At 59.9% G+C, this 21,395-nt stretch carries 21 protein-coding genes; 12 read left to right on the top strand and 9 right to left on the bottom strand.

What is annotated here, in order from left to right:
* Positions 1-107: 107 nt before the first annotated feature.
* The 3 genes from FVF58_RS18330 to FVF58_RS18340 form a co-directional block, all read right to left on the bottom strand.
* Positions 108-1,622, bottom strand: a complete 1,515-nt coding sequence (locus FVF58_RS18330) for a CoA transferase (protein WP_149671289.1) — start codon at positions 1,620-1,622, stop codon at positions 108-110.
* 92 nt (positions 1,623-1,714) lie between these two features.
* Positions 1,715-2,662 (bottom strand): 3-hydroxyacyl-CoA dehydrogenase NAD-binding domain-containing protein, encoded by a 948-nt coding sequence (locus FVF58_RS18335; protein ID WP_149671290.1) that lies wholly within the window; start codon positions 2,660-2,662, stop codon positions 1,715-1,717.
* 21 nt (positions 2,663-2,683) lie between these two features.
* Positions 2,684-3,598 carry a 3-hydroxyacyl-CoA dehydrogenase gene (locus FVF58_RS18340; protein ID WP_149671291.1) on the bottom strand — a complete coding sequence of 305 codons (915 nt, stop codon included), beginning with the start codon at positions 3,596-3,598 and terminating at the stop codon, positions 2,684-2,686.
* A gap of 585 nt (positions 3,599-4,183) precedes the next feature.
* Between FVF58_RS18340 and FVF58_RS18345 the strand changes: the two genes are divergently transcribed.
* The 5 genes from FVF58_RS18345 to FVF58_RS18365 all read left to right on the top strand — a co-directional run bounded on the left by FVF58_RS18345 (position 4,184) and on the right by FVF58_RS18365 (position 9,362).
* Positions 4,184-5,074, top strand: coding sequence for a LysR substrate-binding domain-containing protein (locus tag FVF58_RS18345; RefSeq protein WP_149671418.1), 891 nt, complete (start codon positions 4,184-4,186; stop codon positions 5,072-5,074).
* Positions 5,075-5,263: 189 nt separating this feature from the next.
* Entirely contained in the window at positions 5,264-6,013 is a 750-nt protein-coding gene (locus FVF58_RS18350; protein WP_149671292.1) for an SDR family NAD(P)-dependent oxidoreductase, read from the top strand.
* A 135-nt stretch (positions 6,014-6,148) separates the two neighbouring features.
* Complete coding sequence (locus FVF58_RS18355) at positions 6,149-7,477, top strand: MFS transporter (protein WP_149671293.1); 1,329 nt, start codon at positions 6,149-6,151, stop codon at positions 7,475-7,477.
* 44 nt (positions 7,478-7,521) lie between these two features.
* Entirely contained in the window at positions 7,522-8,364 is an 843-nt protein-coding gene (locus FVF58_RS18360; RefSeq protein WP_149671294.1) for a transketolase, read from the top strand.
* Positions 8,361-9,362: a transketolase family protein gene (locus tag FVF58_RS18365; RefSeq protein WP_149671295.1), complete on the top strand. Its 1,002-nt coding sequence runs from the start codon at positions 8,361-8,363 to the stop codon at positions 9,360-9,362. The genes FVF58_RS18360 and FVF58_RS18365 overlap by 4 nt, the downstream gene beginning before the upstream one ends.
* A 312-nt stretch (positions 9,363-9,674) precedes the next feature.
* Here FVF58_RS18365 and FVF58_RS18370 read toward each other — a convergent pair whose 3' ends face one another.
* Positions 9,675-10,319, bottom strand: coding sequence for a hypothetical protein (locus FVF58_RS18370; protein WP_149671296.1), 645 nt, complete (start codon positions 10,317-10,319; stop codon positions 9,675-9,677).
* Positions 10,320-11,016: 697 nt separating this feature from the next.
* Between FVF58_RS18370 and FVF58_RS18375 the strand changes: the two genes are divergently transcribed.
* Positions 11,017-12,012: a ferritin family protein gene (locus FVF58_RS18375; protein WP_149671297.1), complete on the top strand. Its 996-nt coding sequence runs from the start codon at positions 11,017-11,019 to the stop codon at positions 12,010-12,012.
* Positions 12,013-12,056: 44 nt separating this feature from the next.
* On the opposite strand, the gene FVF58_RS18380 is transcribed toward FVF58_RS18375, so the two are convergent.
* Positions 12,057-12,692, bottom strand: coding sequence for a LysE family translocator (locus FVF58_RS18380; RefSeq protein ID WP_149671298.1), 636 nt, complete (start codon positions 12,690-12,692; stop codon positions 12,057-12,059).
* A 108-nt stretch (positions 12,693-12,800) separates the two neighbouring features.
* On the opposite strand from FVF58_RS18380, the gene FVF58_RS18385 reads away from it, so the two are divergent.
* Complete coding sequence (locus tag FVF58_RS18385) at positions 12,801-13,253, top strand: Lrp/AsnC family transcriptional regulator (protein WP_149671299.1); 453 nt, start codon at positions 12,801-12,803, stop codon at positions 13,251-13,253.
* A 336-nt stretch (positions 13,254-13,589) separates the two neighbouring features.
* Here FVF58_RS18385 and FVF58_RS18390 read toward each other — a convergent pair whose 3' ends face one another.
* Complete coding sequence (locus FVF58_RS18390; RefSeq protein WP_149671300.1) at positions 13,590-13,934, bottom strand: hypothetical protein; 345 nt, start codon at positions 13,932-13,934, stop codon at positions 13,590-13,592.
* On the opposite strand from FVF58_RS18390, the gene FVF58_RS18395 reads away from it, so the two are divergent.
* Entirely contained in the window at positions 13,933-14,337 is a 405-nt protein-coding gene (locus FVF58_RS18395; protein WP_149671301.1) for a hypothetical protein, read from the top strand. The two genes, FVF58_RS18390 and FVF58_RS18395, sit on opposite strands and share 2 nt — an antisense overlap.
* Before the next feature lie 680 nt (positions 14,338-15,017).
* Here FVF58_RS18395 and FVF58_RS18400 read toward each other — a convergent pair.
* Entirely contained in the window at positions 15,018-15,614 is a 597-nt protein-coding gene (locus FVF58_RS18400; RefSeq protein ID WP_149671419.1) for a TetR/AcrR family transcriptional regulator, read from the bottom strand.
* Positions 15,615-15,906: 292 nt separating this feature from the next.
* Between FVF58_RS18400 and FVF58_RS18405 the strand changes: the two genes are divergently transcribed.
* The 4 genes from FVF58_RS18405 (at position 15,907) to FVF58_RS18420 (ending at position 19,615) form a co-directional block, all read left to right on the top strand.
* Positions 15,907-16,566, top strand: a complete 660-nt coding sequence (locus FVF58_RS18405) for a DUF3313 domain-containing protein (protein ID WP_149671302.1) — start codon at positions 15,907-15,909, stop codon at positions 16,564-16,566.
* Between the two features lie 130 nt (positions 16,567-16,696).
* Positions 16,697-16,918 (top strand): hypothetical protein, encoded by a 222-nt coding sequence (locus FVF58_RS18410; RefSeq protein ID WP_149671303.1) that lies wholly within the window; start codon positions 16,697-16,699, stop codon positions 16,916-16,918.
* 245 nt (positions 16,919-17,163) lie between these two features.
* Positions 17,164-18,696: a PqiB family protein gene (locus tag FVF58_RS18415; RefSeq protein ID WP_246217106.1), complete on the top strand. Its 1,533-nt coding sequence runs from the start codon at positions 17,164-17,166 to the stop codon at positions 18,694-18,696.
* Between the two features lie 400 nt (positions 18,697-19,096).
* The gene (locus tag FVF58_RS18420; RefSeq protein ID WP_246217107.1) at positions 19,097-19,615 is read left to right on the top strand and encodes a winged helix DNA-binding protein; all 519 of its coding nucleotides are present in this window, start codon (positions 19,097-19,099) and stop codon (positions 19,613-19,615) included.
* On the opposite strand, the gene FVF58_RS18425 is transcribed toward FVF58_RS18420, so the two are convergent.
* Positions 19,534-19,896 carry a Rieske 2Fe-2S domain-containing protein gene (locus FVF58_RS18425; RefSeq protein WP_246217108.1) on the bottom strand — a complete coding sequence of 121 codons (363 nt, stop codon included), beginning with the start codon at positions 19,894-19,896 and terminating at the stop codon, positions 19,534-19,536. The genes FVF58_RS18420 and FVF58_RS18425 overlap by 82 nt on opposite strands.
* A 74-nt stretch (positions 19,897-19,970) precedes the next feature.
* On the bottom strand, positions 19,971-21,326 hold the full coding sequence (locus FVF58_RS18430) for a purine-cytosine permease family protein (protein ID WP_149671305.1): 1,356 nt from the start codon (positions 21,324-21,326) through the stop codon (positions 19,971-19,973).
* Between the last annotated feature and the right edge of the window lie 69 nt (positions 21,327-21,395).

Consider the following 21,395-nt stretch of genomic DNA (forward strand, 5'->3'; position numbering starts at 1 on the left):
GACGACGGAGACGAAATGGCGTCTTTTGATTGCAGGAAGCTAACCGACATCAACGATTGCGCCGTCGTGCCCCCGGCCGATTTCGCAGAAGTGCACGTCGGGCGCCTTCACCGCGTCAGCCATTCGGGTTTGCTCGAGCCTCGTGGCACGAGCACTGTCCTGAAGGCCCCGGGCGTCTTCGACAGGACCACCTGGTCGGTCATGCCCTGATACGTGCCCAGCGGGGTCTCCGCAGTGAACAGATCGGGAGCGACGTACGAGTGCTCCTCGGAAGATCCGGCGGTCGCCCGGGCATAGTCCCTGTCGAAGATGCCGAGCGAGAACAGCCACAGCACGGTTCGGGTCAGAGAAACGGTGACGCGATAGCTGCCACCCTCGATTGCACGACGACGCAGCGCCGCGAGTACGCCGACCGTGCCGAGCCAGCCCACCACGTTGTCGACAATGGGGATGATCGGCGGCGATTTCGGACGCGCGAGCGTGCCTTCGACGGCGAACAGCCCCGAGACGGCCGCGCCGATTTCATCGAATCCCGGACGATACTTCCAGGGGCCCTTGGCGCCGTGAAGCAGGACACTGGCATGGATCAACCCAGGCTTTCTGCCGCACAGCTCGTCGGCATCGAGACCATGGCGTTCCAGATAGCCCGGACGCTTGTTCGCGAAGAAGACGTCGGCATCCTTCAGCAGGAGATCGAATTTTGCGCGATCCTCCTTCGAGTAATCCAGGATCGTCGAGCGCATCCCGACCTGAGTGTCCCACGCGAACGCTTCGATCTCGCTGTCGTCGTACGGCCGCCAGATGTTGAGGACATCGGCCCCGTGCAAAGCGAGGTCTCTCCCGATGGCCGCTCCGGCAATCACGTGACCCATCCCAAGTGCGCGAATGCCGTCCAGCGGAGTGGTGCCCTCTTTCCTGAAAGGGATCGGCTCGCTTTCGCCGATCTGTTCCACGTTGATCAGCGACATTCTCGAGAGGACCTCGGTGTACTGAAGCTCCTTGCTGAATTCCTCGAAAGTACGCACCTTCGCGATGACGATCCCGGCCTCCGCCGCCGCATTCTCCAGGTCGTCGGCGCGCCACTGCAGAATGGCGTTGCGCACGGATTCCGGGCTGGCGTCGCACCGGAGCAGGCTGAGTTCGCGGGCAGCCAGCTTGGGATAGATGTTCAGGGGCACGACGTGCCGTCCATCGCGGGTTTCGCGAAAGAGATTCGTATCGACTTTGAGGGCCGGAGGACGTCCATTGATCGTCTCCCATTTCAGATCGAAGAACCCGGCGAAGCGCCGCAACGCTTTACGAACGTCCACTTCGATGTCCTGTTCCTCGCCGCTGCGCAGTCGCCATAGCGCGGCGACGCCGACGGCCTTGGCGGCCAGGGCGATCGCGGACAACGAGCCGAACCGGAAGAGAGCGGGAATGATCGGATCCTGGCCGTGGAAAGTGATCTTGCCCCCGCTGTCCGCCGTCGATAACCCGACGTCTTTCAGTACGTCATTGAGCGCGCCGTGCAGGTCGATTTCCGAGCTCCGCGCCGGATTCGCAAGCTTCGATTGAATGATGCCGGTGAGCCGATCCGTTTCGTTTTCGCTTTCGATTGGAAGATTGGTCGAGTCGTTCATGTGCAAGAATCCATTTCGTTAAGGGAGTGTCAACTGCCCGCGAGCAGCCCACGCGAGCCGCAGCCTCGCGTGGCGTGGCCGCGTCCGTGCCTTTAACGCGCAATTCCTTTGGTGCGCAGTTCGATGAGGCCGAGCAGCATCTCGTCCCGCTCCGCCTCCAACTCCTCGATGGATCGCGATCCGACCTCTGCGTGGACGCTGTCGATGAGCTTCTTCTGCACTTCCGGCGTCAGCTCCGGCGCGCCCAGATCCTTCCACCCAGCCGTCATCGGACCCGTGAACTGATGGAAGAAGTGCTCGATGCCGCCCGGGCCGCCGCCGAGGTGATTGAGCATCATGTTGCCCATCACGCCCCAGCGCAGGCCCGGCCCCCATGAAAGGGCGGTATCGACGTCGGCGGCGCTCAGCACACCCTCCGCCACCAGGTAATAGACTTCGCGCGCGACCGCGAACTGCAAACGGTTGGCAACATGGCCCTGCAATTCCTTGTGCAGGCGCACCGCCCGTTTCCCGATCGACGTATAGAATTCCGTGGCGCGCCGGATCGTCTCTTCCGAGGTCTTTGTCCCGCCGACTATCTCGACCAGCGGAATCAGGTGCGGCGGATTGAACGGATGCCCGACGACGCAGCGCTCGGGATGCAGCACGGCGCCCACCTGGATGCTGCTCATGGGCAGCGTCGAAGTGCTCGACGCGATGATCACGCGGGGGGGCAGCAGCTCATCGAGTTGCCGATAGAGCTCCTGCTTGAATTCGAGCCGCTCGGGGCCGTTTTCCTGGACGAGGTCCACATCCGTGAGCGCTTGTGCGAGCACCGGGGTGAATGTGAGGTTCGCTTGCGACGCTCCGGGGGCAAGGCCCAATCTCTTGAGCGACGGCCATGCGGACTCCACGAACTCCTTGAGTTGGGCTTCGGCATTCGGCGCGATGTCCGTCGCAACGACCTGCAGTCCCTTGGCTAGAAACAGCGCGGTCCAGCTGGCGCCGATCACGCCGGCGCCGATGACGGCGATGCGACGAATGGCCGTGGTATCAGTCATGTCATGTCTCCAATGCGTTGGTCAGACTTCGGCATAGGCGATGCCGGTGAGATTGCCTTGGGCGAAGAGGAAATTGCGCTGGTTCTTTCCATCGAGATCGACGCAATAGACGGAGCCGGCCAGGTCCGTGATGAACATCCGATTGCCGGGAACGTCGAGCGCGATACCGATTCCCTCCATCAAGTGCGTAACGACGATTTCGGCCGCCGCCTCCCCGTCGACCAGCACGCGATTGACGGTATTGCCGCGCGGAGGATCGCCGCGGTCGGTCCAGTAGAGGACGCGGCTCGCCAGGTCGAGCTCGAGGTCGATGGGCTCTGGCAGTCGGTCGAACAGCACCTCGATGTCGGAGCGGTTTGTCGGGTCTTCGCCCGCCGGGATGTCGATGCTGGCGCGCAAGAGGCGGCCCAGGCCGGCGTTGTCCGGGCCTTTCTGCGTCCAGTAGAGTTTCCCTAGCTTCGGATCGATCGTGATTCCAACGCACCAGCGGGTCTGGTCGAGCCGGTCCTTGTCGCCATGTCCGGTCGCGACCAACGTTTCGACCTGAGAGCCGTCGAGGTTGGCGCGCATCACGCGCATGCCCTCGCGGTCGCACCAATAGAGCTTGCCGCCCGCCTTGTCGAGATGAATCTGCTTGGGTGTGTGCGTGACGCCTTGCGGGACGATAACCACACGGTTCTTGCCGTCGAGGTCGGCTCGCTCGATCGAGCCATCATCGAGGCCGACCGTACCCATGTTGGTCCAATAGATATGACCAGCATCCGCCTCCACGACTATGCCGTCGGGGAGGCGGCAATCCGTGACGATCGTCTTGCGGTCGGATCCATCGGGCTTTGTCGAGAGAATGCGGCCGCCGCTCAATTCGAGGAAAAACAATCGGCCGGAGCGGGTCGCATCCGCGGAAACATGTGTTCCACTGCCTTGGGACACGGTCATAGTGCGTCCTTTCGTGTGACTACCATTGGAAGAGGAAAGAGAGACTGAATGCCGGGCGCGACTGCGTACCGCCGGGTAGCGGTCTCGTCGATCATCGTGAAGGGTTCGGAAAGCCGTCGTTTGGTGCCAGGAAACTACCTGGGTTACCGAAACCCCGAGTTTTTTGATCATAGTTGGCGGGGGCGAAGGACGGCTACTACATGAATCTGGTATGAGCCAAGCAAGGCCACTGGCGCTCGACGGTTGTTGAGCAACGAGCCCTGTCACCTGGATGTGCTTCGGAGTACACAAAGAGGCAATGTCTCGGCCGAGCACGACGTTACCTTGTCGCGCCAGATGCTCTACCGATGTTGGTATAGAACGGCTGCTACGGAGCAGCGCCTATGGCTGCTCCGGATCGACTACGGCAGGTTGACGTCGGAAAGCAGCGAACGACGCAGCCTGTCGAGCTAGTGGGCAATTTGATAATCTGATTCGGCCGAACCCGGCTTGCCTTTACCTCCCGGATGCGCGACATTGCTGGAACCGCCAGCAGCAAAGCAGAACACCCTGATCCACGACGAATCGCAACCTCTGCATGGAACAATGCGCATCCCACCACTGAAAGCCATCATCGCGTTCGAGAGTGTGGCCCGCACAAAGAGCGTGAATCGGGCGGCTGATGAACTAGGATTGACGCCATCGGCGGTCAGCCATCAAATTGCCAACCTCGAATCCATGGTCGGAAGACCCTTGTTCACGCGACTGGGGCGCGGACTGGTGCTGACGCCAACGGGTCAGCAATATCTGGCCGATGTCACCGGATCGCTCGCTGATCTGAGCCGCGCGACGGAGCGCGCATCGAACCAGTCGGGCGTGGAGATTCTTCGCATTCATTCGAGCCCCAGCTTCGGGCTGATGTGGCTGCTGCCGCGCCTGGCTTCCTTCCAGGAAGCGAACGGCGACATTCAGTTAAATCTGGCGTGTTCATACGAGGATGTGTCGTTCACGTCCGGCTACTATGACGTCGATGTACGGCATGGCTACGCGCATTGGACCGACGGCGAGATCAAAACGCTTCGCCATGAATTCATCGCGCCTCTTGCATCGGAGGAGTACCTGAGAAAATTTCCGGTGCTCACCCCCGAGGACCTGCTCGAGCGTCGCCTGATCTTCTCGGAGACGCCTCTCGTGCAGTGGAAGCAATGGTTCGGCAAGTTCGGCGTCGCGGAGTCGCGCAAGTCATACGATTTCGCATTCGACCGCTCGTACATGTCGCTCGAGGCCGCGGCATTGGGGCACGGCATCGCGCTCGAAAGCACGATGCTCGCATCGGTCCATCTGAAACGGGGTTCGCTCGTACCGGTCTTCGATCGCACGTATGCGGTGGAGGTCGGAGCCCACCACCTCGTTTACCCTTCCCAGAACGCGGATTTGCCGCGCGTGGCCAAATTTTTGGCCTGGGTCGAACAAGAGATCAGCCGTAACGCCGTGTAGCGCCGGGCCAAGCCAGGCGGGACGGCGGCGCGCTGCCCTATGCGAAAAGGGCCGCCTTCGCACGCCTGTGACTCCAAGGTGCGCGACACCTGAAAATTCTTCAGCAATAGTTGAGCCGAACTGCATTGATCGCGATGGTTGAAGCACTGAAACTGCGTCTACCAACTAACGTGATCGATGGAGACAAACATGTTGCTCGACAGCAAAGTCGTAATCGTAACCGGTGCAGCCTCGCCGCGCGGCATCGGCAAGGCGACCGCCAAAGCGCTTGCCGCCCAAGGCGCGCGAGTGGTGATTCTGGACCTTCGCAAGGAAGACGCCGAGAGTGCCGCGCGTGACCTCGGCGAACAGCACCTCGGCCTCGCCTGCGATGTGACCGACAAGACCGCATGCGTTGCGGCCGCCAGGGCGGTCATCGAGAAGTACGGCCGCGTCGATGGCCTGATCAATAACGCGGGCATCACCCAGCCGTTGAAGACGATGGACATCGAAGCGCACAACTTCGATGCGGTCGTCGACGTGAACCTGCGCGGCACGCTCTATATGTCGCAAGCTGTTATTCCGCAGATGAGAAAGCAAAAGAGCGGCAGCATCGTCTGCATGTCGTCGGTCTCCGCGCAACGCGGCGGCGGCATCTTCGGCGGTCCTCACTACAGCGCCGCAAAAGCGGGCGTACTCGGCCTCGCTCGTGCGATGGCGCGTGAACTCGGGGCGGACAACATCCGCGTCAACTCGATCACGCCGGGCCTCATCCAGACCGACATCACCGGCGACAAGCTCACGACAGAGATGCGCGCCGACATCATCAAGGGCATTCCGCTGGGCCGGCTCGGCGATGCTGCCGACGTCGCGAACGCCTGTCTGTTCCTTTCGAGCGACCTGTCCGCCTATCTCACCGGTATCACGCTCGACGTCAACGGCGGCATGTTGATCCACTAAGGACGACATCCGGCGCGATTGCGGCGGATGAGTCAATGCACCTAGGGAAAATCCGGGGCGATAGGGTCGCAAGCATCTTGCATGGGGCCAGAGTAAGCGCTAAAGCGCTAACTCTGGCCGACACAGGAGACAAGCATGAAAACGAAGTCCACCGCGCCGTCGATGACAGGCGATGTGAAGTCGCTCGCCGATCCGGCGAGCTTCGAATCAAAAACGTATGCGAAAGTCGGACGGCGCTTGATACCGTTCCTGATGGTGTGCTATCTGGGCGCTTATCTCGATCGTGTCAACGTGGGCTTTGCGAAACTGCAGATGCTCAACGACCTGCGATTCAGCGAAACCGTATATGGCATCGGCGCAGGGGTCTTCTTTCTCGGTTATTTTCTCTTCGAGGTGCCGAGCAATCTCCTGTTGCATAGGGTCGGCGCACGTAACTGGCTCGCTCGCATCATGCTGACGTGGGCAGTCATTTCCGCCTGCTTCGTCTTCGTGAAGTCGCCCACCAGCTTCTATGTGCTGCGCTTTCTATTGGGCGTGGCCGAGGCGGGGTTCGCGCCCGGGGTCATCCTGTATCTGACTTACTGGTTTCCTTCGGCACGGCGCGCAAAGGCGCTCTCGCTCTTTTTCATGGCAATTCCGCTTGCCGGCATTGTCGGCGGGCCGCTGTCCGGTTTCATCCTGCATGCGTTCCAGGGGGTACATGGCCTCGCGGGCTGGAAGTGGCTGTTCATCCTCGAAGCACTGCCGTCGTTGCTCCTTGGCGTCGCCATCTTGCTCTACCTCGACAATGGTATCGCCGCCGCCAAATGGCTCACCGATGCGGAGAAGGCGCTGCTCTCACGCAACGTGGCGAACGACAACGCCCACAAGATCGCCCATGTGTCGATCAGGTCTTTCATCGCGGATCGTCGTTTGTGGTTGATGGCTGCCATCTACTTCTGCGTCGTGCTCGGTCAATATGGGCTGACGTTCTGGCTGCCGACGATCATCCGCAAGTCGGGCGTCGCTGACCCCCTGTGGGTCGGTATCTTCACCGCCATTCCTTACCTCTGCGCCATCGTTGCGCTGCCCCTGGTAGGCGCAAGCGCTGACCGCCATCGCGAACGGCGTCTGCATCTTGCGATCCCGATGCTCGTATCGGCGGCGGGCTTTGCCACGCTTCCGATGCTGGGCGGAGTCGGCGCGTCGCTGGTGTGTGTCAGCGTGGCCGCCGCCGGCATTCTCGCTTCGTCGTCACAGTTCTGGTCGCTGCCGACCGCGCTCCTCGGCGGCATGTCCGCAGCGGCGGGTATCGCCGCGGTGAACTGCTTCGCCAATCTCGCAGGCTTCTTCTCGCCGGCCATTGTCGGCTGGTTGAACGACCTGACCGGCAAGTCGACGGCTGGGCTCATCTTTATCTCCGTCGCTGTCGTCATCGGTGCCGGGCTTGTTTTCCTCGTGCCAGCCAAAACTGTCAATCGCTGACACCGTCTGCTGCAAAGACTCACTTTTTAGATCAAGGAGACACCATGAACAGTCCGTCAACAGATACGGTGACGCTCGCCGAGCGCGCCTACCGGATTCGCAGAAACGCCTTGCTGATGGGCGAAGTGCAGGGGCAAGGCTATATCGGCCAGGCCCTCGACATCGCCGATGTACTCGCGGTTGCCTACTTCGGCGCGATGCGCTACCGGGCCGACGATCCCGAATGGGAAGGCCGCGACCGCTTCCTGCTGTCCAACGGCCACTATGCGATCGCGCTTTACGCCGCGCTTTTCGAAGCCGGCTTCCTGCCACCCGAAGAACTCGAAACCTACGGCAGCGACGACAGCCGGTTGCCGATGTCCGGCATGGCGAGCTACACGCCTGGCATGGAGATGTCCGGCGGCTCGCTCGGCCACGGTCTCACGATCGCGGTGGGCCGTTGCCTGGGACTGAAGCGCAAGGGCTCAAAGGCCTTCGTCTACACGCTCTTTTCCGACGGCGAACTCGATGAAGGCGCGATCTGGGAGGGCCTGATGTCGGCCGCTCACTGGAAGCTGGACAACCTGATCGCCATGGTCGACGTCAACAACCAGCAAGCCGACGGTCCCTCCTCGAAGATCATGGCGTTCGAGCCGCTCGTCGAGAAACTCGAAGCATTTGGCTGGTTCACGCAGCGCGTGGACGGCAACGACATTGACGCAGTCAAGACGGCCTTCGATGCTGCACGCAATCATCCGAAAGAGCAGCCCCGGATTATCGTTTGCGATACCCGCATGGGCTGCGGCGTGCCGTTCCTCGAAGAACGGGAAAAGAATCACTTCATCCGCGTCGATGCCCATGAGTGGCAACTGGCGCTCGCAGCACTCGAAGCAGGGAGACAAGCATGAGCGACACCACCACCCAAAAGCCGCGTCTGAAGACCTCGGCGATGATTGCATCGATCGCCGGCGAAGGACAGGTCACGCGTTCCGCTCCGTTCGGTCATGCATTGGCCCAACTGGCTCGGGAGAAGACGAACGTAGTGGGTATGACTGCCGACCTCGGCAAGTACACCGACCTGCACATCTTCGGCAAGGAGTTCCCGGAGCGCTACTACCAGATGGGCATGGCCGAGCAGTTGCTGATGGGCGCGGCCGCCGGTATGGCGCATGAAGGCGTCCAGCCGTTCGTGACGACGTACGCCGTGTTCGCGACCCGTCGCGCGTATGACTTCATGCACCAGGCGATTGCGGAAGACAACCTCGACGTGAAGATCATCTGCGCGTTGCCTGGCCTCACGACCGGCTACGGCCCGAGCCACCAGGCAGCGGAGGATCTTGCCCTGATGCGTGCGATGCCGAACATGACGGTCATCGATCCGTGCGACGCGCTCGACACCGAGCAGATGGTGCCCGCGATCGCCGCGCATAACGGCCCGGTGTATGCGCGCTTGCTGCGTGGCAACGTTCCGGCCGTGCTCGATGAATACGACTATCAGTTTGAACTCGGCAAGGCGAAGCTGCTTCGCGACGGCGCCGAGGTGCTGATCATTTCGTCGGGCATCATGACCATGCGCTCGCTGGAAGTCGCAAAGCTACTGGAAGCGGACAACGTCGGGGTCGGTGTGTTGCACGTGCCGACCATCAAGCCGCTCGACACCGCGACGATCGTGCGCGAAGCGAGGCGCACGGGCCGGATGGTCGTGGTCGCCGAGAATCACACGGTGATCGGCGGTCTCGGAGAAGCGGTCGCGACCACGCTGCTCACGGCCGGCGTCACACCGACCTACCGTCAAATCGCACTGCCCGATGAGTTTCTCGCTGCGGGCGCGCTGCCGACCTTGCACGATCGCTATGGCATCTCGACCAGCGTCATGGCCGATACCATCAAGGGGTGGCTTGGATGAGCCCACGGGGTCGTTCAGACGCTGCGGCACGGCAGACATCGCTCCGCCTGAGCGTGAAACGAGTCGTCCGCTAGTTTGATCGGGACGGTGCGTCGGTTGCATCGACGCACCGTGACGGTGATTGGCGAGATGCTTCCATAGCGCAGCCGGCAAGCTTCGAAGTGGAGCAGTTGTTCGGGTGACGGAATTGTGTGACGGACGAGCGGCAACAATTGACCGGGCGCCGAAGTCCAATTAAGCGGTCAGCCCTCCTTTCGCCTCTCTCAAGCTGGGTGCAACAGTTTGCCCGAGAACAGCGCCTCCAGCAGTAGCTCAGGTCTGGACGTTTTTCTCGCAATCTTCCCAGTACCTCAGCGGGTCGTGATGTTGTGGATAGTGTAAGTTGAGCCACGCCGACAGCCTGGTCCAATCTGGATGGTTGGTACCAGTTTGAGCAGACCAGGTCGACGACCTCTCAAGAATTTGACCGTTCTCTCGATCACGGACAAGCAAGCTGCCTAGTCCGTTTGAACTGTTCGCCTGTGACTCAACCAGATACCGTGGGAGAATCCTGAGTTCAGCATCCTTGGCCCACCCGTATAAGGCACGGACCACGCCGGACGGATCTCGCAACTCTATGGGGCCGCTTTCCGGGCGAACGGCGGTCCATCCTTCAGGAAACTCGGCGACGACCTCGTTTTTACCCTCCCTCACCCACTTCACGCGCCATGCGCGAGCCATTGCCTCGCGCATGCGAGACACCGACTCGTAGCCGGCCGGCAACTCGATCACCATCGGAAGAGTAATGAGGTTGTCTTTCCAGAGTTTGGTTTCGTCGTCGACGCGCTCGACCACGTCGAACGCCCCTGCTTCGAATGGGTTCTCGGGCCGGCTCGATACTCTCACGTTCCCCTCCGGCAGCCCCTCGAATAGGCGCTCAGCGTCATGGCGGGTAAGTTTTGTCTTTCCTTTCTTCATTGATCTCTCTGCAGCAAAGTTGTCTCACTAACGCCTGGGTCCTCGTGCCCGAAGTCGGGCGCCACCTCCTCTCACGCGCGTTTGAAGGTGCTCACGATCCTATTCTGCGCCTTTCGCTAGTTCCCGGCTTGCGCAGTGGCAATGGCACGGCTTGTCCCGCCGTCCCTGCCGCCGGATATCGGATGGATCGATCCACGCCAGGGACTAGAGGATGTGCAGACGAGCGATTATCGACTCCTCGCAAAGTCGCTTTCTGCGACCGACAGCGGTTATCGAATGGAAGGAGACGGCAGCGCCCGGGCAACTCACCTCCCGCACACGCCCCCGTGCCGTCATTCGAGTCGCCGCGACGTCAGCCCATCAGAAGGACAGTTCGGGCAAACAGCCGCTTTGACCGCAACATAACGGTAGTGTACGACTCTCTTCGGCCGTTGCTGCGGCGCCGCGAAGGGACGGCTCGTCATCGGCGGCGACGCTTACCGGTGGCGCCTGGGTCAAGCTTTAGCGACCGCACCCGCCGTTCGATCCGCTTTTTGACTGGTGGCCATGAACGGATAATCGATAAATCGAAAGCAACTTTGCGAACACCGAGCTTGTGCCCCTGATCAGGGGTCAGATATCGAGGTGCCACTTCTACACAAAGCCCCTCAAGTAATGTCAGAATTCGTGGTGATGCATTCACCTGGGAGTCTCCGGAATGAATGATTCGATCTCTGACACATTCGCTGTCGAACGGCTGATTCAAGGCTTTACCGCGCCGGCGCTGCCGCAAGACAGACCCGACCAGGCCGCCATCGACGTGGCAGACCGCAATGCCCGGCACTGGACGAGCATCATCGCCGGACCGCTGAAGCCCGGCTCCGATGAACATCGCCGCGAGATATGCCGAATGTTTCGCGAGACCTTCAATCCGTATCGTCCATCGGTGCTCGAATGGCCCAATCTCGAGCCCGAAGCACTTGAGCGGATTGTTTCGCTGCCGATATGGGACATCGCCGTGCAGACGGAAGGCAGGGCACGGCTGCGCATGGCAGCGTACGCCGCTACCGTCAACGAGCCTGACGTACGCGAAGCGCTTGCGCTGAACGCATGGGAGGAAAGCCGCCATAAGGAGGTGCTCACGCGGATGGTGGCTGCGTACGGCATTCCGCTCGCGAGCGAAGCGCCCTACGTCTATCCCAGGGACGCCGAGTGGGCCTACCTCGTGACGGGGTACAGCGAGTGCATCGACAGTTTCTTCGCCTTCGGCCTGTTCGAGGTCGCCCGACGTTCGGGACTGTTCCCGCCCGAGTTAGTCGACACCTTCGAGCCGGTTATGCAGGAAGAGTGCCGCCATATCCTGCTGTTCGCAAACTGGGTAGCATGGCATCGCGCACGGCTGTCGTGGTGGCAGCGCATCCGCTTCGAGCTGAAAGTGGCCGGCGTGTGGGCGTTCCTCGGCTGGGAGAGGATGACCCTTGCGCGCACGCTCGATGCCGAGGGCAACGAGCACAAACACGATAACAACTTCACGGTGAACGGCGCGCAAGCCGTGTCCTCAGTCGAGGTCAGCGTGCGCGAACTGATGACGCTGTGTCTCACGGAGAGCGAGCGGCGCTTCTCTGGTTACGACCATCGTCTGCTGCGCCCCGGGACGATGCCGAAGCTCGTACGATTCGCGCTGCGGTTCATGCGGGCGGACAACACAAATTAAAGGCGCGTGAAGCTTGAGACCGGTCAGTCGCAGTGGAAGCCCAGCTATCGCTTGAACGCCAACGACTGCTCGAGTAAAAGAAGCACGGCAATCACAATCATGGCGGCTCCCGAAATCTGGCTGACCAGGCGAGCAACCGTCGGACGCGTGCGCAGCACGATCTTCGACCCGACACCGACAAGCGTATAGACCACGGCGCAATTGACAATGTGCACAATGCCCATTGCCCCTATCTGTTCGGAAATCGGCCACGCACCGTTGCGGTTAGTGAATTGAGGAAGCAACGCCAGAAAGAGTAAAAGCGCCTTTGGGTTCAGACCGCTCGTGGCGAACCCGCGAATGGACCACTTCAGGCTCGTGTTCGCGACCTCTTCGTCAGCGACAGTCAGTGCGGAAGGGCGAGCGAGAATATTGCCGCCAAGCCATAGGAGATAGCCCGCTCCAACAACAGTCAGAACGGTGAGTATTGCCGGAACACTCGCGACGAGAGCCCCGATGCCCGTCGCTACCACAAGGGTGATAGCCAGATACCCCAACAGCATCCCTGTGACAGCGGGCGCGATTGCCCTGGCGCGCAAGCCTGCCGCTATCGCATACGCCCAGTCCGCACCGGGAACCATCACCAACGACAACGAAACGAGCCAAAAAGCCGTCAACAAACTGATTTCCACCGCCGCCATCCCTATCAATAGGCACATCTGTTCAATGGGGAAATGTTACGGCGTCATCAATCGAAAGTGCTCCCTATTTCTTGTCAGCAAGTCACGATTTAAGCTAACATTTTGCGAATGGACGACATTGACCGCAAGATTCTTGCTGAACTGCAGCAAGACGGAAGACTCACCGTCACGGAATTGAGTGAACGCATAGGCTTGAGCCTTTCGCCCTGCCAGAGGCGGCTTCGAGCCTTGGAAAAGGCGAAAGTCATTGGTGGCTATCGGGCCACCATTGATCCGGCATCGGTCGGTCTAAACTTCTCGGCGATTGTGTTTGCGACGTTGCGGGAAGTTACGAGCAAGAATGTTTCGTCATTCGAAGACGCCTTGCTTGGCATCCCGGAGATCACGCGAGCCGAACGTCTTTTCGGTGATCCAGACTACATGCTGCACGTCGTCACGCATGATCTAAAGGCGTTTCAAACACTATACGACCGCAGTCTTTTGGCTCTGCCTTGCGTGCTTCGGCTGTCGTCAACCCTTGTGATGAAGAGCATTTGCCAGGACCGGCCACTACCGCTGTGATGACTGTTGACGGTTTGGCCCCGCGCAACCAATGGCTCGTCCTGACCGATTGTCATCGGACGAGCGCGCGATCCGGGGCTGCGTAACAGTCGGGTGATGCTTCAGGAAGGGAAGTTTCGTGTGCTGCAGATCTTCTACAGCAAGGGTAGACATCTGTATCTGACAGGCGTTGCGCCTGCCGAGTCACCTTCTGAACTAGAGGGTGACTCGTCGGGAACGCACCGAAACGCATGAGCGACACTCACCCGATACGAGGCAAGCGTACGTCATGCGCCCGCGCAAAGCGGACATCCTTTCCTTCCGGGAAGGATGCCTTTCCACCATGGTTACCTAACTTCAGGCCGACATACTGACAAACATCCCGCTTGCGCCGGACATGCCGCCTTGCAGGTTGCTAGCGAGCGTCGTCAAGAATTTCTGCAGATCCGTGGTGCTGGACGTGCTGGAGGAGCCGTCCGCCGATCCAAGCGCCGTCAAAAGATTCTGGAAATCAGTCGACAGCGTGCTGTCGCTCGACGACGTGCCCGTCGTACTCGCATCCGTTGACGTGCTGCCCGAATCCGAAGTCGAGGTCGAACTTGACGTGGAACTCGACGTCAGCGCTTGCGCGAGGCTCTCGATCGCCGACGCGAAACCGCCGCCGTAGCCCTGCGCGGGCGGCGGCGGAGGGGGCGGCGGCATGGCACCGGCAGAAGCCGCGGTGGTCGCATCCGTACTGTCGGAGGTGTCGGTGCTCGCGGTCGAAGTCGTACTCGCCGCCGTGGCGGCGAGACTGCTCGCATCTCTGGCGCTGCTGCTCGACGATGCCGAGTCCGGGCCGCTTTGCGCAGCGGCTGCCTGGAACAGCGCGCCCAGGAACTGCTGCAGCGCCGCGGTGATTGCGCTCGAGGACGTGGACGATGTGGCCGAGGTCGAATCAGTCGACGAGGATGCGGAAGTCGACGTCGTCGAAGCAGTCGACGTGCTGCCCGACGACGTAACGCCAAACTGCGCCAGCGCGGCGGCGATTGCAGCGACCAGCGGGTTAGTTGCCGACGCGCTGCTGGTTGACGACGATGACGAGTCGGAATCGTTTTGCGATTGATAGACCCGTGAATTAGTCGACCACCAGGCTTCCGAGCTAGCGGAGGTTCCCGTTAAAGCTGAAATAGACATTGATTCACTCCGTAATGTTGGCGAGATCTCTCGCTGAGAGGCTCATCCAATTCATGGATTCGCCATTCGCTATTACGGCTGAAATACCTTGAATCTAAGGGGAACGCTCAGTAAGCTTGGCTTACCAAATCTTTTCTAATCCGACCAATGTACACGGAGAAAGAATTGGTAAGGAAATTTCGGAGAACAGATAGTTCATCACTGACTGCAGATATGCTATCGGCGAAAAAGTGACCGTTGCTGCGACCGCCGGTCGCGCATGAAATACTCATTCGCGAGGATATGCTGTGAGGTGGAAGCCGCGAAAGAAACAATAGCGAAGAGTGATGAGGTAGCGCCGTGCGGCTACTGCGCAGATGCGCCAAAGAATCCAATGATTTGGTTTTTAATGCAGTAGTCGCAGGCGTGCTACCGGAAGCCCGTCGCCATTGTCGAGTACGCTGCGGCTCACACTATCCGGACGTAGAAAGGTGCGTGGGCATTAATCGCTGTTGACCGCCCGTGAATGGATACCGGAGTTCTGACGGTCCCTGAATTGAAGAAGGCGAAAAACTACGGAAAGCCCGTCTGCGAATGAAGCCATTCGGTCCCGCACTTTGCCTTTAACAGTCATCCCGCCGATCGCTTACGACGTTTTGCCTGCGGATTCAGACCATGCCATTTTTCTTCGTCCAGAAGCCGGTCGAACAGCCGGTTCCGGTCCGCATCCTCCAATGGCGACATCCCCAGCAGAGCGTGAAATGCAAGACCGCTGGCAGCAAAGTAGCGCAGCAATGACAAATCCAGGTCGATCGCTTCATTCTGTAACGCGTTCATCTTCGCCTCGTCCGACGCCTTCATTTCATCCACGAGGTTCGGACTCTCGATCAGCGCTGCGAGAATCGCCCTCGCCATGGAATGCGGTTGATTGATCGATTCCCGGTAAATGGCGATCTGGGCCGCGAGGGTGGGTTCGGCTTTCGACGCGCCTTCCTTCGCCACATAGTCGCGCGCGATCTGCTCGAACTGCCCCCGCTGATATTCGAGCAGCGCGCACAGCACGCCTTGCCTGGTGCGGAACTGATGCAGCAATCCGCCTTTGCTGATGCCGCTTTCCCGCGACAACGAATCGAATGTCAGCCCCCCCACGCCTTCCCGGGTCAGGATGGCGAGAGCGGCATCAATTGCTTTCCTGCGGGAAATCTCCGAACGGGTCTGGTTGTCCATTGTCGATAGTGATGACGTTGCGACGGTTGCGGTGCTGGCCCGGCGGTTGCCGCGTCGTGATGGTGTCTGGCAAGTAACTCGGTGCGCTGAATGCGTGTCGGCGCACGCCCCGCAAACGTCGGCGCGATCGGCGTTTGCCATGAAAGGTGGAATTGTACCGCTCCCTACATTCTACAAACAAACCGGATAGACGGTTTACATTGAAGTCAGACGATGCTACTGTTCGACCCCATCGGTTCTCCGCCGATCCGGACGCCGCCCGGCAGCCAGGTTGCTTATCAAGGAACATAGCATGTTCACGCACAAACTCGTCCCGCTTCTTTTCACCGCGACAGTGCTAACCCTCACGGCGTGCGCCGGTGTGCAGCCCGTCGCCTACTCGGGCATCGCATCGTCGTCGCAGTTGAAGCAGAACCGGGACGATGATTCGGGCAAGGTGCCGTTAAAGTACGCGGCCCCCGTGGTCTGGTCCCGGTACACGCAGGCCATGCTGGATCCGGTCACCGTGTACCAGGGCGTCGACAACCAGTTCGGCGACATGAAGGACGTCGACCGGACCGAGCTAGCCAGTTATATGACCGAGACGTTTTCGAAGAAGCTGGCGAAGCGCTTCGACGTTGCGAAGCAGGCCGGTCCCAATACCGTGCGAGTCAAGCTGACGTTGACCGGTGCCGAAAAGACCACGCCACTTGTCGGGCAGGCCATGCATTTCGACATTGCGGGCAACGTCTATAACGGCGTGCAGTCGATCCGCGGGGGCCAGGGCGCATTCAGCGGCTCGGTTTCCTATGCCGTGGAGGTCTACGACAGCGCCAGTGGCCAACTGTTGAAAGCGTACGTATCGAAGCAGTACCCCAACGCGATGAACCTGCCGGCAGCCTTCGGTTCCCTGAGCGCCGCAAAAACCGGCCTCGACAAGGGCGCCGACGCGCTCGTGGCCGAACTTCATTGATGGGTTTGCGGGTTTTCCGCCTTGCGCGCGGCGACGCGGTGGTGAGCCGTATGCAGTTGTCCCAACGCGCCGTCTCCGGAACGGGTAGCAGCGACAAGCACGCCGTTCCGGATCACCGCGAGGTCTGAGCATGCACAGAATTGCCGCTGCCGTTGTCTCATTCGCGCCGCCCACTCTGATGGTCGTCATCGTGTTCTCGGTCGCCTACCTGCTGGTGGGGATTCCGGTTCATTTCAAGCGCGGCACAGCAGCGAGGGACGTGCTCGGCACGCTGGCCGGGATCTTCGCAGCACTTGTCTATATCACGCTGGCCGTGGGCTTCGCTCCAGACGCTCATACCGGTTCACGTTAGTCCTGCCAGCGTCTCCAGAGGGTCCGGACACCATGCGCCCACAGCATCAGAACGGCCTTCGCACTTGGGGCAAGATCAGGGCTTTCTGTCGGCAGAGGCTGAAGCACGGCACCGTCGCTTACGGGATGGCAGGCTTGCTGCGCTGTCTGGTGAAAGGCTTCCTGCGCGTTGGCAAAATGGCTAAGCAGATCGGCGACGTGGTCTGTGGACGGCTGTAAATGCGCGTGAGCCCAGTATCGTTATCCATGTGGCTTGTTTCGCTTGTTGCGGCCTTGGTCTGTCTTGCGCTTCTGGTTTCATTGCTCACACGGTCGGGACCTGAGGTCACGGTCAGTTTTGTCACCGCCGAGGGACTCGAAGCCGGCAAAACCCGCGTGCGCTACAAGAACGTTGAAATTGGCAGGCTGGCAGGACTGCGGCTGTCGGCGGACCGGACCCGCGTGCTTGCCATCGTCCAATTCGAGCCGTCCGCCGGCCGGTTCGCGGCGTGCGGCACACGGTTCTGGGTCGTGCGCCCACGAATTGGCATCACCGGCGTATCGGGTCTGACGACGGTCGTCGCGGGCCCACACATCGCCGTGGACATCGGCCGGGCTTCCGCTACATGCAGAGAGTTTGTCGGCCTGGAAACTCCGCCTTCAGTTACCGCCGATCAGAACGGAGGGCGCTTCGTTCTGCACGCCGAATCACTCGAATCGCTCAATGCCGGTTCGCCGATCTATTTCCGCCGCGTGCAGGTGGGCCAGGTCCTCAACTATTCGTTAGCTAAAAACGGCGAGGGCGTCGATGTTGACGTGTTCGTGAAAGCGCCATACGACCACTACGTGAATTCGCGCGCACGATGGTGGCACGCGAGCGGCATCGACCTGCGCCTCGACTCCAGCGGATTGCGACTGGACACTCAATCCATAGCGACTGCCCTCTCGGGAGGCGTTGTGTTCGACCTGCCGGAATCGCCGGTTCCAGAGAACCGTGCCAACGACGGCACCGTGTTCGCGCTGGAAGCAACCGGGACCAAAGCCATGAACCGCGCCGACGACGGTCCTGCGGCACCTGTGCGCATGAGGTTCAACGGCTCGGTGCGGGGACTGTCGGTCGGCGCACCAGTCGATTTCGATGGCGTCGAACTGGGCGAGGTCACCGCAATCGACCTCGACTACAACCCCAAAGAAATCGGCTTCGACATGATCGTGACACTCAATCTGTTTCCGTATCGCCTTGGACGACGTTACAGGGAAGCGCTCGGACCAGGCTCGGGCGAAGCCGCGAAGACGCTTTTGCATCAACTGGTGACGCAAGGTCTGCGCGGCCAGTTGCGCATGGGCAGCGTTCTGACGGGCCAGCGTTATGTGGCGTTGGACTTTTTCCCGCACGCGCCTGCAGTCAGTATCGACACGAGGCGCATGCCGGTCGAATTGCCGACCGTGCCCAATACACTCGAAGAACTGCAGGACCAACTCGCCGACATCGTGAAGCGGCTCGATCATGTTCCGTTCGAGGAGGTCGGTTCCAATCTCAACCAGGCGCTCGTCAGCGTCAATTCGCTATTCAAGCGCGTTGATATAGAGCTGGTCCCGCAGGCACGCACGACGCTCGATGCGGCTCACGCGTCGTTCAATGCCGCGAGTGCGACGTTGCAGCAGGACTCTCCGATGCAGTCCGATGTTCATCAGGCGTTGACCGAATTGCGTAGGACGCTTGCTTCGTTGAGAGCACTCTCGGATTACATGGAACGGCAACCTGAATCACTCATGTGGGGAAAGTCGACGGATCACTGAGGTGTTTGGAGTTTTTCGCCGGTATTCAGCTCCGCCAGAGACCGCACTCTTTCTGCAGCAAAAACATGGACATTCCAGCAGTAGTGCGGCGATGGCGTTTGCATGCGCCAAGCCCGAAAAAACAGGCAACCGCGCACAGCGATTTTTGCGGAGTCCGCGCCTCGTTCGATCTCACCGCGACATTGATAGATCACCCAGTGTCATTCAAGTTATTGTCGATTGATAGTTGCACCTGTGCCCCCTCGCACACAGCAGCCGGCCTTAGTGGGTTAAGCCTTGCGATGCCGGTGCTTGTCGGCAGCTGTATCACCAGGCCGCACTCCCCTTCGACAATCATTGGTAAGCGGATCAAGCAATGGAACCTAGATTCTACCGATCATGGCACCTCGCAAAATCGGACATGGAGTACAAGATCGCGGAGTTCGAGTGGTCGCTGATCCGCTTTTACGAATCCTTCACGCGCTTTGTTCTGGCCACCGGCGTCGTCACCATTACAGCGAACATCGATCTCAAGCATCAGGAGCATGTGATCCTTCATGTCATCCGTATGCAGGATCGTCCCAAGACCAGCGCGATGATCGGACGATTGATGAATCGCGACGACATTCCCAACATCCAATACAGTCTGAGAAAGCTGGAGGCCGCGGGCTTGATCGAAAAGCGCCAGGACACGAACAACAAGACGTACTTGTATTGTGCGAGCGAGTTGGGGATACGATTGACGGACGAGTATTACAAGGTCCGGAAAGAGATACTGATCCAGCGTCTGGGAGAGATCAGCGACACAGAGGAAAAATTTGAGCGCTACGCGCGTTTCATGTCTCTGCTGACCGGGATTTACGACGACCAGCAGGAGAGTGTCTTTTTGTTGAAGCACATCGGCTTTTCCGAAAGGCGAACGCCGCGGTGCAGGCATTGATCTTTCAGCGCATAGACTTTGCCGTTGGCCCGCCGCAGCACGATCGGGATTCCGCAGATCTGCACGCCTTGCAATTCGTCTTCAGCCAGTTCATGACTGAAGAGTGCCGGATACCAGTGGTTGACAAACCCCCACGCAGCGTCCTTATAAGGTTGATACTGGCTCGACGTGCCACCGTTCCCGCCGCTGACCGTCCGGCGGCGAACAACTGCCTGATCTGATATTGCTTTGCTCCTCCGTGAATTTGGGGACTGCCGGGATGCAGTGAGCGGAGTCCCCATGACCAAATGGGTCTGAGCAGGCCGGATGAAGCGCGGTTTCGATCACCCGGCCCTCTTCGAAGCCGACTTGCGTATTACACCGTCACGGAGACAGATCGCTTCCGGTACGCCGACACGACCAGGTACACCGCAACCGAAGCCACGAACGTTGCCGGCGCGGAGAAAGTGCGGATCGGTTCCGGAGCGTTCATCACGACGATGCCCGCCGCCACACCAACAAACCACGCCGTCAACCCGCGAGGATTGAAGGTCGGTACGTTGCTCAGGGTCGATTCGAGTGCGTCATCGGAAAACCGCTCGGCCTTGTTCGACAAGATGTGGGCAAGCGCGACCGCCACCCACGCCACGACGAACACCCCCTGGTAGGCCAGCGCCTGGAGCAGTTTTGAGAAAATGCCGGACAGCATCAGGACATACACGACGATACCGACGACAATCGTCCAGACGAACTTCGGCAACCGCAGACCCAGCCCTGCTTCGAATAACGCCTGCGTGTTGATCGTCGCCAGATAGTAGTTGGCAGTGTTGATGCGCGTTTGCGTGACCACGAGAAATCCGAGCCCCCAGAGCCCCATAAGCTTGAGCAGTGCGAGCACGACGGACACTTCGGATAGCGCACCTTGATCGGCGATCGTGCTGACCAGATAAATTCCAATGAGACCGTTGACCATAAACGTAACGATCCAGAACGGCATACCGAAGTTGATCAGGCTGTGGTAGCGGACATCCTGCTTCTTGCCGAAGCGCGCGAAATCGAAAGCTGCCAGCATGAAGAGCCAGACGCCCATGTAGTAGACGAAACAGTCCCACCATCCGTTCGAAACCGCGGCCCCCTTTGACTCGCCGAAATGCATCCAGGATGGGCTATACCCGTGTGTGATCGTCGCCACGGCCACAGCCGCGATCAAGCCGGCCGCGTAGAACGGCAGCAACACGCCGTTTAGCTTGTCGAGCCAGTTCTGCACGCTACCGAAAACCAGTGGCACGCTGTATGCGACGACGATCAGACAGGCCACAGGATAAGAAACGGACGGAAATAGACTGTTCAGGGCCACCGCGATGACTGAGCTCTCGAAGACTGAGTAGTAAATGACGGTCGCCGCGAAAATCAGCGTAGCCAGTGCGGCGCCCGCGCTGCCGAACAGCACGCGGGAGAATAGCGATACCGACAACCCCGTGCGGATCGCGTAGGTCGTCAGCACGTAATTCACAGCGGAATAGACGACCACGGACAGCGCCATCCCGATGACGGCGTTGGTCGTGCCGTAGTAGAGGGCTAGCGTCGCCCCGATGATGAGATACACCATGGCGCTGCACAGCGACCACCATGCCATGGTCAGCGCGAACTTCGGCATGCGTGATCGTTCCGGAACGCGGACTGTTGAAACGTCCACTTCGTTTTCCACCGTCGATTCAATCGAGTTAGCCATGACTCTCTCCAGGATTTTTGCCGACTGGCAAAGTTATGATTTATCTAGTATTCCTTATCACCTACCGCA

It is taken from the genome of Paraburkholderia panacisoli, from assembly GCF_008369935.1.
GTDB classification, from domain to species: Bacteria; Pseudomonadota; Gammaproteobacteria; order Burkholderiales; family Burkholderiaceae; genus Paraburkholderia; species Paraburkholderia panacisoli.

What these genes read in the sequence shown, in the direction of transcription:
- FVF58_RS18405 (WP_149671302.1), top strand. Translation starts at nt 15,907, where the DNA reads ATGTTCACGCACAAACTCGTCCCGCTTCTTTTCACCGCGACAGTGCTA.
- FVF58_RS18395 (WP_149671301.1), top strand. Translation starts at nt 13,933, where the DNA reads ATGGCACCGGCAGAAGCCGCGGTGGTCGCATCCGTACTGTCGGAGGTG.
- FVF58_RS18380 (WP_149671298.1), bottom strand. Translation starts at nt 12,692, where the DNA reads ATGGCGGCGGTGGAAATCAGTTTGTTGACGGCTTTTTGGCTCGTTTCG.
- FVF58_RS18425 (WP_246217108.1), bottom strand. Translation starts at nt 19,896, where the DNA reads ATGGGGACTCCGCTCACTGCATCCCGGCAGTCCCCAAATTCACGGAGG.
- FVF58_RS18355 (WP_149671293.1), top strand. Translation starts at nt 6,149, where the DNA reads ATGAAAACGAAGTCCACCGCGCCGTCGATGACAGGCGATGTGAAGTCG.
- FVF58_RS18400 (WP_149671419.1), bottom strand. Translation starts at nt 15,614, where the DNA reads ATGGACAACCAGACCCGTTCGGAGATTTCCCGCAGGAAAGCAATTGAT.
- FVF58_RS18345 (WP_149671418.1), top strand. Translation starts at nt 4,184, where the DNA reads ATGCGCATCCCACCACTGAAAGCCATCATCGCGTTCGAGAGTGTGGCC.
- FVF58_RS18330 (WP_149671289.1), bottom strand. Translation starts at nt 1,622, where the DNA reads ATGAACGACTCGACCAATCTTCCAATCGAAAGCGAAAACGAAACGGAT.
- FVF58_RS18365 (WP_149671295.1), top strand. Translation starts at nt 8,361, where the DNA reads ATGAGCGACACCACCACCCAAAAGCCGCGTCTGAAGACCTCGGCGATG.
- FVF58_RS18420 (WP_246217107.1), top strand. Translation starts at nt 19,097, where the DNA reads ATGGAGTACAAGATCGCGGAGTTCGAGTGGTCGCTGATCCGCTTTTAC.
- FVF58_RS18415 (WP_246217106.1), top strand. Translation starts at nt 17,164, where the DNA reads ATGTGGCTTGTTTCGCTTGTTGCGGCCTTGGTCTGTCTTGCGCTTCTG.
- FVF58_RS18360 (WP_149671294.1), top strand. Translation starts at nt 7,522, where the DNA reads ATGAACAGTCCGTCAACAGATACGGTGACGCTCGCCGAGCGCGCCTAC.
- FVF58_RS18370 (WP_149671296.1), bottom strand. Translation starts at nt 10,319, where the DNA reads ATGAAGAAAGGAAAGACAAAACTTACCCGCCATGACGCTGAGCGCCTA.
- FVF58_RS18335 (WP_149671290.1), bottom strand. Translation starts at nt 2,662, where the DNA reads ATGACTGATACCACGGCCATTCGTCGCATCGCCGTCATCGGCGCCGGC.
- FVF58_RS18390 (WP_149671300.1), bottom strand. Translation starts at nt 13,934, where the DNA reads ATGCCGCCGCCCCCTCCGCCGCCGCCCGCGCAGGGCTACGGCGGCGGT.
- FVF58_RS18430 (WP_149671305.1), bottom strand. Translation starts at nt 21,326, where the DNA reads ATGGCTAACTCGATTGAATCGACGGTGGAAAACGAAGTGGACGTTTCA.
- FVF58_RS18375 (WP_149671297.1), top strand. Translation starts at nt 11,017, where the DNA reads ATGAATGATTCGATCTCTGACACATTCGCTGTCGAACGGCTGATTCAA.
- FVF58_RS18350 (WP_149671292.1), top strand. Translation starts at nt 5,264, where the DNA reads ATGTTGCTCGACAGCAAAGTCGTAATCGTAACCGGTGCAGCCTCGCCG.
- FVF58_RS18340 (WP_149671291.1), bottom strand. Translation starts at nt 3,598, where the DNA reads ATGACCGTGTCCCAAGGCAGTGGAACACATGTTTCCGCGGATGCGACC.
- FVF58_RS18410 (WP_149671303.1), top strand. Translation starts at nt 16,697, where the DNA reads ATGCACAGAATTGCCGCTGCCGTTGTCTCATTCGCGCCGCCCACTCTG.
- FVF58_RS18385 (WP_149671299.1), top strand. Translation starts at nt 12,801, where the DNA reads ATGGACGACATTGACCGCAAGATTCTTGCTGAACTGCAGCAAGACGGA.